11 protein-coding genes and 1 pseudogene are annotated in these 10,701 nt (G+C 70.7%); 8 read left to right on the top strand and 4 right to left on the bottom strand.

The window, feature by feature from the left end:
- The first annotated feature begins 210 nt into the window (after positions 1 to 210).
- On the top strand, positions 211 to 1,215 hold the full coding sequence (locus ACZ4WS_RS28780) for a sulfotransferase family protein (RefSeq protein WP_467984855.1): 1,005 nt from the start codon (positions 211 to 213) through the stop codon (positions 1,213 to 1,215).
- A gap of 55 nt (positions 1,216 to 1,270) precedes the next feature.
- On the opposite strand, the gene ACZ4WS_RS28775 is transcribed toward ACZ4WS_RS28780, so the two are convergent.
- A complete protein-coding gene (locus ACZ4WS_RS28775; RefSeq protein ID WP_467984853.1) occupies positions 1,271 to 3,070 on the bottom strand; it encodes an endonuclease/exonuclease/phosphatase family protein in 1,800 nt (599 codons plus the stop codon).
- Between the two features lie 279 nt (positions 3,071 to 3,349).
- Here ACZ4WS_RS28775 and ACZ4WS_RS28770 point away from each other — a divergent pair.
- Positions 3,350 to 3,596: pseudogene (locus tag ACZ4WS_RS28770) on the top strand (VOC family protein).
- Here ACZ4WS_RS28770 and ACZ4WS_RS28765 read toward each other — a convergent pair.
- Positions 3,582 to 4,658: a DUF7847 domain-containing protein gene (locus ACZ4WS_RS28765; RefSeq protein WP_467984851.1), complete on the bottom strand. Its 1,077-nt coding sequence runs from the start codon at positions 4,656 to 4,658 to the stop codon at positions 3,582 to 3,584. The pseudogene ACZ4WS_RS28770 and the gene ACZ4WS_RS28765 overlap by 15 nt on opposite strands.
- A gap of 148 nt (positions 4,659 to 4,806) precedes the next feature.
- Here ACZ4WS_RS28765 and ACZ4WS_RS28760 point away from each other — a divergent pair, with 148 nt between their 5' ends.
- The 3 genes from ACZ4WS_RS28760 to dapD all read left to right on the top strand — a co-directional run bounded on the left by ACZ4WS_RS28760 (position 4,807) and on the right by dapD (position 6,794).
- On the top strand, positions 4,807 to 5,127 hold the full coding sequence (locus tag ACZ4WS_RS28760; protein WP_467984849.1) for a DMT family transporter: 321 nt from the start codon (positions 4,807 to 4,809) through the stop codon (positions 5,125 to 5,127).
- 34 nt (positions 5,128 to 5,161) lie between these two features.
- Positions 5,162 to 5,704, top strand: a complete 543-nt coding sequence (locus tag ACZ4WS_RS28755; RefSeq protein ID WP_467984847.1) for a TetR/AcrR family transcriptional regulator — start codon at positions 5,162 to 5,164, stop codon at positions 5,702 to 5,704.
- 100 nt (positions 5,705 to 5,804) lie between these two features.
- Positions 5,805 to 6,794, top strand: coding sequence for a 2,3,4,5-tetrahydropyridine-2,6-dicarboxylate N-succinyltransferase (gene dapD / locus ACZ4WS_RS28750; RefSeq protein WP_467984845.1), 990 nt, complete (start codon positions 5,805 to 5,807; stop codon positions 6,792 to 6,794).
- 136 nt (positions 6,795 to 6,930) lie between these two features.
- On the opposite strand, the gene ACZ4WS_RS28745 is transcribed toward dapD, so the two are convergent.
- Positions 6,931 to 7,446 (bottom strand): hypothetical protein, encoded by a 516-nt coding sequence (locus ACZ4WS_RS28745; RefSeq protein WP_467984843.1) that lies wholly within the window; start codon positions 7,444 to 7,446, stop codon positions 6,931 to 6,933.
- Positions 7,447 to 7,550: 104 nt separating this feature from the next.
- Here ACZ4WS_RS28745 and ACZ4WS_RS28740 point away from each other — a divergent pair, with 104 nt between their 5' ends.
- The 3 genes from ACZ4WS_RS28740 to ACZ4WS_RS28730 all read left to right on the top strand — a co-directional run bounded on the left by ACZ4WS_RS28740 (position 7,551) and on the right by ACZ4WS_RS28730 (position 9,785).
- The gene (locus ACZ4WS_RS28740; RefSeq protein ID WP_467984841.1) at positions 7,551 to 7,841 is read left to right on the top strand and encodes a hypothetical protein; all 291 of its coding nucleotides are present in this window, start codon (positions 7,551 to 7,553) and stop codon (positions 7,839 to 7,841) included.
- Positions 7,842 to 8,019: 178 nt separating this feature from the next.
- Positions 8,020 to 8,577, top strand: a complete 558-nt coding sequence (locus ACZ4WS_RS28735) for a SigE family RNA polymerase sigma factor (RefSeq protein ID WP_467984839.1) — start codon at positions 8,020 to 8,022, stop codon at positions 8,575 to 8,577.
- Positions 8,574 to 9,785 (top strand): WD40 repeat domain-containing protein, encoded by a 1,212-nt coding sequence (locus tag ACZ4WS_RS28730; RefSeq protein ID WP_467984837.1) that lies wholly within the window; start codon positions 8,574 to 8,576, stop codon positions 9,783 to 9,785. Before ACZ4WS_RS28735 ends, ACZ4WS_RS28730 begins: the two co-directional genes overlap by 4 nt.
- Here the strand turns inward: ACZ4WS_RS28730 and dapA are convergent.
- Complete coding sequence (gene dapA / locus ACZ4WS_RS28725; RefSeq protein WP_467984835.1) at positions 9,772 to 10,677, bottom strand: 4-hydroxy-tetrahydrodipicolinate synthase; 906 nt, start codon at positions 10,675 to 10,677, stop codon at positions 9,772 to 9,774. The two genes, ACZ4WS_RS28730 and dapA, sit on opposite strands and share 14 nt — an antisense overlap.
- Positions 10,678 to 10,701: the final 24 nt, after the last annotated feature.

The raw sequence follows: 10,701 nt of genomic DNA, 5'->3' as shown, positions 1-10,701 counted from the left end.
AAGGGGGGGGGGAGGGGGGCGGTTGGGGGTGTTGGGTTGAAGTGGGGGGGAGAGCGGAGGGGTGGGGGTGCGGGGGGGGGTGGGGGGAGGGGGCGGCGCGGGGGGGGTCCCCCCGCTTCGTCGTGTTCACGGGCGGTCGACCGGCGGGTTCATACGGCATTCTCAGCGTGATCCCAGTTCGGGCTCATCGGGTCGCGGCAGCGTGGAAGCGTGTCTGACTCTGTGCGACCCGTCTTCGTCCTCGGCTGTCCCCGCTCCGGGACCACACTTCTGCAGCTGATGCTGCACGCGCATCCACGGATCGCGCTGCCGCCCGAGACGCGGTTCGTGCTGCCCGCCTATGAGGGACGGCTCGGGTTCGGGGACCTGAAGGAGCGCGGGAACCGGGCCGGACTCGCGCAGTGGATCACCGGCCGGAAGGAGACACGCTTCCACGAGCTGGGGGTGGACCCCGGGCGGGTGGCCGAGCGGATCACGGACGGGCCGCCGACGCTCGGCTCGGCGCTCGGGATCGCGCTCAAGGCGTACGCCGAGGAGCACGGGAAGGTGCGGTGGGGGGACAAGCGGCCCGCGTACGCCCTGCATGTGGCGGAGATCCTGCGGCTGTTCCCCGACGCTCAGTTCATCCATCTCGTGCGGGACGGACGGGACTGCGTCGCCTCGCTGCTGGGCATGCCCTGGTGGCATCGAGGGTTCCACGAGGCCGTGGCCACCTGGGCGCAGGTCATGGACACCACGCGCGGATACGCCCGCAGGCTGGGGTCGGGTAGTTGGCACGAGCTGCGCTTCGAGGATCTGGTGGCCGATCCCGAGGGCCAACTGCGGGGTGTGTGCGGGTTCTTGGGGGAGGAGTACGTCCCCGAGATGACCGAGCCGTACCGGGTGGCCGATGTGGCGGTGCCCGCGCGGAAGACCTGGCACCGGCGTACGCACGGCGCGTTGGACACCTCGCGGGCGGGCAGCTGGGCCACGAGACTGACGCCCGCTCAGATCAGGCTGTGCGACGAGGTGTTGGGCGACCGGCTCACCTCGTACGGCTACGAACTCGCCGGCGCCGTCCGGCCCGACCCCGCCGAGCTGCTGCGCTACCGGCGCGTGGAGGTGCTGCGACGGGCCGCCCACGCCAAGCGGCGCATGCTCGACCGCTTGGCGCGGGTGCGGGAACCGGGGCCCGTGGCCAGTCAGTTGATGACCACGTCCGAGTTCAGGGCCTAGCCAGGCCCTGGCCAGGCCCCGGTCGGGGCTTGGCCAGGGCCGCCGGACCGGGTGGCTACGGAGTGATCCGGACGACCTGCGGGTCGTGGTCGCTGGTCTGGTCCGAGAACTCGCTGTTGATGTGGACGATGTCGTAGGCGTACGACGTGATCGCGGAGCTGACCAGGGTGTGGTCGAGGACCTGGGAGTTGCCGTCGTAGACGTAGGTGTACTGCTGCGACGCGGGCAGGGTGTCCACCAGGTCGGTCAGTACGCCGCCCTCAAGGGTCGTGGCGGTGGTGGAGAACTGGTAGTCGTTCAGGTCGCCGAGCACGATCACCTTCGCGCTGGACTGGACCGCGAGGATCGAGTCCACGAAGGAGTTGACCGCGGCGGCCTGTGCGGTGCGCTGCGTCTCCGAGGAGCGGGTCGGGGCCTGGTACTGGCTGTGCAGCGAGTAGTCGCCGCCCTTGGAGACGAAGTGGTTGGCGATCACGAAGTACGTCGAGCCGTTGAAGGTGAACTCCGCCGCGAGGGGCTTGCGGCTGGCGTCCCAGGCCGTGCTGGTCGGGGCGATGCGGCCGGGCGAGTACTTCAGCTGGGCGGTGCCGCTGCTGTTCACCACCGAGTTGGCGGTCGTCGCGGTGCCGCCCGTGCGCGAAGTCAGCCCCACCCGCGCGGTGTTGTAGAGGAAGACCTGGCGGATGTTGCCGCCGGTCTCACCGCCGTCGGCGTCGTTGGTCGGGTTGATCGTCGTGTACGAGTACGTCGGGCCGCCCGCCGTCTTGATGGCGGAGATCAGCGTGGAGATCGTCGTGGTCGCGTCGACCACTCCGTCGTCCGTGGCGCCGTCGTTGTCCTGAACCTCCTCCAGGGCCACGATGTCGGGCGACTTGAGGTTGGTCACGATGCCCGAGGCGAGGGCCGTGAACTTCGAGGCGGCGTCGGTCGGGTCGAGGTTCTCCACGTTGTACGTCGCCACGGAGAGCTGGCCGGTCGACTGCGCGGTCGTGGTCTCCTTGGCGATGCCGCCCGAGGTGACCGCGCCGAGCGTGGTGGCCTGGAGGGTGTAGCCGCCGTACGCGATGTAGTCGAGGACGCCGGTGGCACCCGACAGCGAGTCGCCGACGTCGGCCGTGGGGAAGGTCGACGACAGCAGCGTGCTGACCTGGAGCCGGCCCGAGTTCTGGCTGCTGTAGGAGGAGTAGAGCGAGCCGCCGCGCGCCGAATTCACCTGCGAGGGCTTCACGTTGACCCACAGCTCGCTGTACTCGTCGGTTCTGCCGACGACGGGAGCCTTGCCGACCGCGACACGCATGCCCTCCAGGGACTCGTAGTAGTCCAGGGCGTACGTCGTCGGGGCCAGCGTGTACGAGTTGATGGAGCCGCCGCTGTTGGTGCGCGTGTAGGTGGCGGGGACCGTCGAGTCGCTGATCGTCGTGGCCGAAGGCAGCGTGTTCCCGGTGGAGTTGGTGGTCCACGTGGCGCCGCTGAGCTCGGTGAGTGACTGGCTGCCGCCGCTCGAGTCGGGGTAGTACTCGGAGACCGTGCCGGTGACCGTGACGCTGTTGCCGACCGCGGTGCTCGGCGTCGTCGAACCCTTGTAGACGAAGATCGCGTCACTGGTCGCCGCGTTGCCGTCGCCGCTCGCGCTCTGGATCCAGAAGCCACGCGAGGATCCGGTGGAACGGATCGCGGTGACGATGCCGGTCGTGGTGACCGAGGAACCGTTGTACGGGGAGATCCGGGTCGATCCCTGGATGGCGGAGATCGTGACCGTGGCCGCGTGCGCGGCGCTGGGGAGGGCGACGAGCGCACCCGACGCGATGAGAGCGGCTGCAGTCGCGCGGGCGCCGTGCCTGAGCGTTCTGTCCATGTGCGTCCCTTCAACGGACGGAAGAGCGGGGGGAGTTGGTGCCTGGACGTGCTGTTGACCGGTCGGGCAGATTTCTAAGCGCTGGGTGTTACGAGCCGATGTACGGACGGTGTTCCACGCGTGTCGTCTACGCGCGTTGATCCATCCCGCGGCAATCCGCTGGGAATGTCCGATCGGGAACGCGATCCAGGCTGTGACCTGGCTGTTCGCTCACTGTGTCGGGAGGGTGGCTCCGCTGTGCCGGACGCGCGGAGGCGGGCGCCCCGGCCCCGGAGGAGACTGCCGTCCACGGCCGTCTCGCTCTACCACTTCGTCGTCGACGCGCACGACCTGCCCGCGCAGGCCCGCTTCTGGTCCCAAGTTCTCGGCTGGCGGGTGCTGTGCGAGGCCGAGGTCGAGAGGATCACCGCGCTCGGCGCGCCGGGCCGACGTCGGGCAGCGGGAGGACGTCAGCTGGGTCGTGCGCGCGGACCCCGAGGGCAACGAGTTCTGTGTGCTGCGCCCGAAGAAGTCACTCGTGGACTGAGCCCGAGGCGCGCAGCAGGATGTCCGCGAGGCCCTCCTTCCGGATGCGCTGGTCGATGTAGAGCAGGCCCGTGATCAGGGGCAGCAACACCATGGCGAACAGCTGCGGGAGGAGACTTCCGGCCACCGAGAGCACCAGAGAGACGTCCAGGTGGGGCAGGCTCTGCGCGAAGGCGTCCGCCGCGTCCGTGGCACGCCCCGCCGACGTGTCGTACGGCTGTGGATCCGGCATCGCGAACAACAGCGGCAGCCGGACCAAGAGCGACACGAGCAGCACCATCAGGCCGCCGAGCAGTGTGATGCCGAACGTACGCCACCACGCGCCCCGCACCAGCCGCACCGAACGGCGCAGCGCCTGCACGGGCCGCGCCGCCTCCAGCACGGCGGCGGCCGGGGCGAAGCAGAACAGGACGGACAGCCAGACCGTCAGCGGCACGGAGAGCAGCATCAGCAGGAAGAAGATTCCGTACGGCAGATCGCTGCTGTAGGCCACGGCCAGGAAGACTGAGACGAACACCGCGACGAACAGCAGCATCGGGATCAGCAGGATCAGGCCGAGCAGCAGCGTCACGCCGAGCACCGACAGGGTGCGCGGCCAGGTGCGCCGCCAGATCCGGCGCAGGGTGGCCCGCCGCCCGAGCACCGCGTCGTGCAGGGTCGCCGCGCACGAGGCCTGGACGAAGGCGCCCGCGACTGTCAGGGCCACCATGCCGAAGGCCCATACGGCGCCGAACGCGATCAGGACGGGCCGGATGTCGGCCCAGTGCGGGTGTCGGGACGTGTCGTAGAGGACGTTCAGATGGTCGCTCACGGCGGCGTACGCGACCGCCGCCGCACCCGCCACCAGGGCGCCCAGCGCGAGATGGACCAGGATGGCCAGCCCGAACAGCGGTCGCGCGTAACGGCCCAACGTGACGAAGGCGCCGCCGAAGATCGTGTCCATGCCGAGCGGTGCCAGGGGTATGACACCCGGCTTGGGCGGCGGGGGCGCCGGCGCCCAGCCCCAGTTGTCCGGAGGGCCGCCGTACGGCCCCGATGGTCCCCACCCCGATGTGTCCGACATCGCCCTTGCGCTCCGATGCTCGGGGAGTCTTCCGACTCCAGCCCCCACCTGTGATCGCGAACGATATCGGGTGCGCCGGGCGGTGCCCATGGGAGTGGCACGACTGCTTTATGTACGGGTGTACGCATCGATGTGTACACTCGTACGCATGGGATACGTGCTGCTCGCAGGGGCCATCGCCGCCGAGGTGGCCGCCACGACCGCCATGAAGTACAGCGAAGGCTTCAGCAGGCTGTGGCCGTCGCTGGTGACCGTCCTCGGATACCTCGTCGCCTTCGCGCTGCTCGCCCAGACCCTCAAGACCGTCTCGGTCGGCACGGCCTACGCGATCTGGGCCGGAGTCGGCACCGCCGTCATCGCCGGGATCGGCATGGTGTTCCTCGGCGAGGGGCTCAGCACCGCCAAGCTCGCCGGGATCGTGCTGATCATCGGCGGGGTCGTGCTGCTGAACCTGGGCGGGGCGCACTGATGGCGCCGCACACCGGCCCGGGCGGTGCGTTCTGATGGCGCGCAGGTACGACCCCGAGCGGCGGCAGCGGATCATCGACGCGGCGATCCGGGTCGTGGGCGCCAAGGGCCTCTCCGGGCTGAGCCATCGCTCCGTCGCCGCCGAGGCCGATGTGCCGCTCGGCTCCACCACGTACCACTTCAAGACCCTCGACGAACTCATGGTCGCAGCCCTGCGCCAGGCCAACGAGGGCTTCGCCAAGGTCCTCGCCGCGCGCGGCGCGCTGCAGGACCCCCACACCGACCTCGCCGCCGAACTCGCCGGCCTGATCGGCGAGTGGCTCGCAGGCGACCGCACCGGCGTGGAGCTGGAGTACGAGCTCTACCTCGCCGCCCTCCGCCGTCCCGCCCTGCGCCCCGTCGCCGCCGAGTGGGTCCAGAGCCTCGTCGATCCCCTGACCCGCCGCAGCGACCCCGTCACCGCACGGGCACTCGTCGCCCTGCTGGACGGGATCTGTCTCCAGGTGCTGCTGACGGGGGCGTCTTACGACGAGGGGTATGCCCGTGAGGTGCTGGCGCGGATCATCGGCCGATCATGAACTCGGTCGCGGCCGCCGGGAGCCGTTCGCTGCGCCCGGCACGTGAGATGCCGGGCGCACCGGTTCGCCCGGGCGGCCCCCGCCAAGTTAGGTTTTCTCCATGACCGACACGACTGCTACTCGCACCACCGGCGCCGTCGCCGCCGGGCTCGCCACCCTGACCGCCGACGGCACTGTTCTCGACACCTGGTTCCCCGCCCCGGAGCTGTCCGCCGAGCCCGGTCCGGCCGGTACCGAGCGGCTGTCCGCCGAGCGGGCCGTGGAGCTGCTCGGCGAAGGCGCCGCGAAGGCCATCGGCCCGGACGCCCGGCGTGGCGTTGAGGTGGTCGCGGTCCGTACGGTCATCGCCTCGCTGGACGACAAGCCGCTCGACGCGCACGACACGTACCTGCGCCTGCACCTGCTCTCGCACCGCCTCGTACAGCCGCACGGCCAGAGCCTGGACGGCATCTTCGGTCACCTCGCCAACGTCGCCTGGACCTCGCTCGGCCCGGTCGCCGTCGACGACGTCGAGAAGGTGCGGCTCAACGCCCGCGCCGAGGGGCTGCACCTCCAGGTGACGTCCATCGACAAGTTCCCGCGCATGACGGACTACGTCGCCCCCAAGGGTGTCCGCATCGCCGACGCCGACCGCGTCCGGCTCGGTGCGCACCTCGCCGAGGGCACGACCGTCATGCACGAGGGCTTCGTGAACTTCAACGCGGGCACGCTCGGCACCTCGATGGTCGAGGGCCGTATCTCGGCCGGTGTCGTGGTCGGCGACGGTTCGGACATCGGCGGCGGCGCCTCGACCATGGGCACCCTCTCCGGCGGCGGCAACGTCCGCATCACCATCGGCGAGCGCTGCCTCATCGGCGCCGAGGCGGGCGTCGGCATCGCGCTCGGCGACGAGTGCGTGGTCGAGGCCGGCCTGTACGTCACCGCGGGCACCCGGGTGACCCTGCCCGACGGCCAGATCGTCAAGGCCCGCGAGCTGTCCGGCGCCTCGAACATCCTCTTCCGCCGCAACTCGGTCTCCGGCGCTGTGGAGGCGCGGCCGAACAACGCGGTGTGGGGCGGCCTCAACGAGGTTCTGCACAGCCACAACTGACGGTTCGTCGGTCGGCTGCGCGTTGTCTGTGGCCGGTCGCGCCCACGCGGCGGAGCCGCACATGTCACAGCCCCGCGCCCCCGAGGGGCGCGCCCACAGCCGAGCGCCCTTCCGCCAACCGCGGGAGGGCGCTCGGCTATGCGCGGGTGTCCAGTGCCGACGCGAACTCCGCCAGCGCCGTGAAGTCGTTCTCGCGCAGGCCCAGTCGGGGACTGACGTAGTGCAGCAGCGCGGGCGTGGGATGGCGCGCGGCCACATACGCGTCGTCGGCCGGGCTCTGCTCGTCGTCCACCCAGGCGAAGGGACGGCCCGCCGCGTACGCCACGATCGCCTCCGTCTTCCAGTGCACCCCGTCGGGCCGCTCGGCGAACAGGCCGCCCGCGAAGTCGACGTACGGCAGCTCGGGCAGGCCGATGACCGGGGCGATCCACCGGTTCGCGGCATCCATCCAGGTGGTCGCCCAGCACAGTTCGTACCCGAGGTCGAGCAGCCGTCGGCCGTGGTCGGGGTGGAGCCAGACGCGCAGGGGCCTGCCGGGTGTCAGGGCCACCCGGATCGTCGTATACCCCTCGGGCCGACGCTGCGGCTGGGCCGCGTACGGGTTGAGGGGGCCGTCGACGTCGAGGAACAGCAGCGGCAGTGTTGACTCCACCGCACCCATGATGCCGTTCGCGAACGCGGGAAGCGCACCGCCCCGCGCCTGCTGACAGACTGGCCGCGGCTTGGCGGGCAGGCCGGGCGGGCAGTTGAGGGCGCTTGGGGGAACGTGTGGATCTGATGCTCGCCCGCGTGGTGCGGACCAGCTCGGCCTGTCCGTCCCAGTGGGACGCGTGGACGAGGGGCGGCCAGTACCTGTACCTGCGTTATCGGCATGGCGTCGGCAGCGTCGAGCGGCATCCGGGCAGCGACCCCGACACCTGGTACGAGGGCGAGTCCGTGCTCGTGGCCGAATGGGACGACGGAACCGACGCCGGGAGCATCGAACTCGCTGCTTTCCTCGCCGCGGCAGGTCTGCAGCTTGCCCCGGGCGCCGAGGTCGTGGGATGACCGAGCCCGACGTCGACCTGGGAGTCGTGAGGGCGCCGTCGGGGTGCGCTCGTCCTGGGGGGGGCGAGGAAGCCCGAGGAAAATAGTTCCGGTCGCGGGACATAGCGACGGGCGGGCGTACGCGTCACAAGGAGCACAGGGGCGGACCACAGGGGCCGTCGGGGAAGAGAAGGTGACGATGGATGCCGAAGCGCAGGAGAGCTTCCGGGAGTTCGTGGCGAATCGTTCGTCCGCGCTGCTGAAGACGGCTGTGCTGCTCAGCGGCGGGGACCGGCACGCCGGGGAGGACCTGTTGCAGAACGCCCTGATCAAGGCCGCGGGACGGTGGCACCGGATCGAGGAGCCCGAGGCGTACGTACGGCGGATTCTGTACCGGCAGCAGGTGAGCCGCTGGCGGCTGAAGTGGCCGAGACGGGAACTGAGCGTCGCCGAGCCGCCCGAGGCGTCGCCCGGAACGGACACCGTGTCCGCCGCCGAGCTGCGCGTCGTGATGCGCGGGGCGCTGACACGGCTGACGGCGCGTCAGCGCACCGTACTGGTGCTGCGTTACTTCGAGGATCTGCCCGAGGCCGACGTGGCCCGGCTCCTCGGCTGCTCCGTCGGGACCGTGCGGTCCACGACGCACCGCTCGCTCGCCCGGCTGCGGACGCTCGCCCCCGAACTGGCCGTGCTCGGCGCGGGCGACGCCGAACAGCCGCCGTCCCGTGACTTCTCGCCCGTGGAGGTGCGTCCGTGAACGTCGAAGAACTGGTGCGTGACGCGTTCCGCGAGCAGGCCGCCGACAGCGCGCCCGCCCCGCTCGGCTTCGCCGACCGGGTGCTCGCCGTCCGCAGGCGCCGCAGGACCCGGACCATCGCGGGCGCCGCGGTGGCCACCGCGGCCGCCGTCGCGGTAGCCGTGGCCGTGCCGCTGCTCGACACCGGCGGGGACGACGTCCGCCCGGCCAGTCAGCTGAACCGGAGCGACATCATCGCCCACCCCGACCAGTCGCCGCCGAGCGACCTGATCGCGGCGGGGGACACCGCGCTCGCCGGGTTCAGCACCAGCAAGCAGGTGAAGCAGCCGAACAAGGACAAGATCATCACGCGGACGTACAGTCTGCTCGACCAGAAGACCGCCAAGTACGTGAAGGACCCCCGCTGGTCCTTCGTGGACGTCGCCCCGGGCATGGTCACCGCGGCCGTCCTGGAGCGTGAACTGCCCGCGAAACGCGTCGGGTTGCTCAACCTGATGACCGGCAAGGTGGACCGCTGGATCCCGGTCGAGCAGGGTGTGGCGGGCGTCCACTTCTCGCCCGACGGCAGCAAGCTCGTCGCGACGACGTACGCCAAGAACCCGGACCGGCTCTACTGGAGCAAGAGGATCCCGGTCAACGACACCGTCGAGCCGCAGTCCGTGCCCAGCCGCACCGGGTTCAGCCTCATCGATGTGGCCTCCGGGAAGGGGGTCTGGCACAAGGCGCCGTACTGGAAGGACGAGATGGGCTGGTCGCCCAACTCGCGCGTGGACTTCGCGTTCAACCACGACGGCAAGCTGCTCTACGAGCATATTGCCATGGCGCCCGGCCGCATCTACCACGACCTCCAGGGCGAGAAGGTGTCCATGCCCGCCGACGAGAAGTACCTCGGCTGGGTGGAGGCCGGCCTCTCGCCCGACGGGAAGCTGGCGGCGGGAGATTTCGCCGGCAAGGGCAAGGAGATCGCCTCCGCGATCATCGATCCGGTGACGGGCAAGCGCATCACCAAGGTGCCCGGTCAGCAGCTGCTCGCCTGGGCCGACAGCAAGCGCCTCATCGCCTGGGGCATCATCCCGGGCACGAACGAGTTCAAGCAGCAGCTCGTCCTCGTCACCGTCGGCAGCGACAAGATCGTGCCGCTCAGCGACTTCCGCACGCCCAAGGACAACACCGCCGGACGCTGGGAGCCCCTGTTCAGCTCCCGCTGACCAACTCCTCGTACGCCGCCAGCAGCCCGTCGACCGTCCCACGGTCGGCGGGCCGCAGCGGCGACCGGACCGGACCCGCGGGCAGCCCCAGGGCGCCCAGCACCGCCTTCGCCGTGACCGTGCCGGGCAGGCCGGCCGACATCATCAACTCGACGAGCGGAACGGCTCGTCGCTGGAGGCGTGCCGCCCCGGCCGTGTCCCCCATGTCGAACGCGTCCAGGATCGCCCGGAACTGACGGGGCGCCACGTTCGAGACGGTGCTGATGTAGCCGCTCGCGCCGATGGCGTACAGCGCGAGGACGTACTCGTCGCAGCCCGCGTAGTACGCCAACTCCGTGCGGGCCAGCACCTTCTGGGTGCCCAGGAGGTCGTACGCGCAGTCCTTGACCGCGACGATCCTCGGATGCTCCGCGAGCCGGATCATCGTGTCCGGCTCGATGCGGGTGCCCGTGCGTCCCGGGATGTCGTACAGCGCCAGGGGCAGTCCGGAGGCGTCCGCGATCTCACGGAAGTACGCCTCGACGGCGTCCTGCGGCGGCCTGCTGTAGTACGGCGCGACCACCAGCAGCCCGTCCGCGCCCGCCTTCTCGGCCTCCAGTGCCAGCTCCACGGTGTGCCGCGTGTCGGCGGTGCCGACGCCCGCCACGATCGACGCCCGTGCGCCGACCGCCTCCCGCACCGCCCGCACCAGCGCGGCCTTCTCCGCGTCCGACGTGGTCGGGGATTCGCCGGTAGTGCCGGAGAGGACCAGCCCGTCGCAGCCCTCGGAGACCAGCCGCTCGGCGAGCCGCTGCGCACCGTCGAGGTCGAGCGTGCCCGCCTCGGTGAAGGGCGTGATCATCGCGCAGAGGGCGCGGCCGAAGGGGGCAGTGGCGGTGTCCGGTGTCGTCATGCCGATAGTTTCGGCATCACGACA

The organism is Streptomyces sp. NPDC029292 (assembly GCF_055569295.1).
This window is presented reverse-complemented; position numbering and strand designations above follow the sequence as displayed.

Bases quoted from the DNA above. Each gene is read 5' to 3' on its own strand.
- dapD (WP_467984845.1), top strand. From the start codon at position 5,805: ATGACCGACACGACTGCTACTCGCACCACCGGCGCCGTCGCCGCCGGG.
- ACZ4WS_RS28765 (WP_467984851.1), bottom strand. From the start codon at position 4,658: ATGTCGGACACATCGGGGTGGGGACCATCGGGGCCGTACGGCGGCCCT.
- dapA (WP_467984835.1), bottom strand. From the start codon at position 10,677: ATGACGACACCGGACACCGCCACTGCCCCCTTCGGCCGCGCCCTCTGC.
- ACZ4WS_RS28775 (WP_467984853.1), bottom strand. From the start codon at position 3,070: ATGGACAGAACGCTCAGGCACGGCGCCCGCGCGACTGCAGCCGCTCTC.
- ACZ4WS_RS28735 (WP_467984839.1), top strand. From the start codon at position 8,020: ATGGATGCCGAAGCGCAGGAGAGCTTCCGGGAGTTCGTGGCGAATCGT.
- ACZ4WS_RS28760 (WP_467984849.1), top strand. From the start codon at position 4,807: ATGGGATACGTGCTGCTCGCAGGGGCCATCGCCGCCGAGGTGGCCGCC.
- ACZ4WS_RS28755 (WP_467984847.1), top strand. From the start codon at position 5,162: ATGGCGCGCAGGTACGACCCCGAGCGGCGGCAGCGGATCATCGACGCG.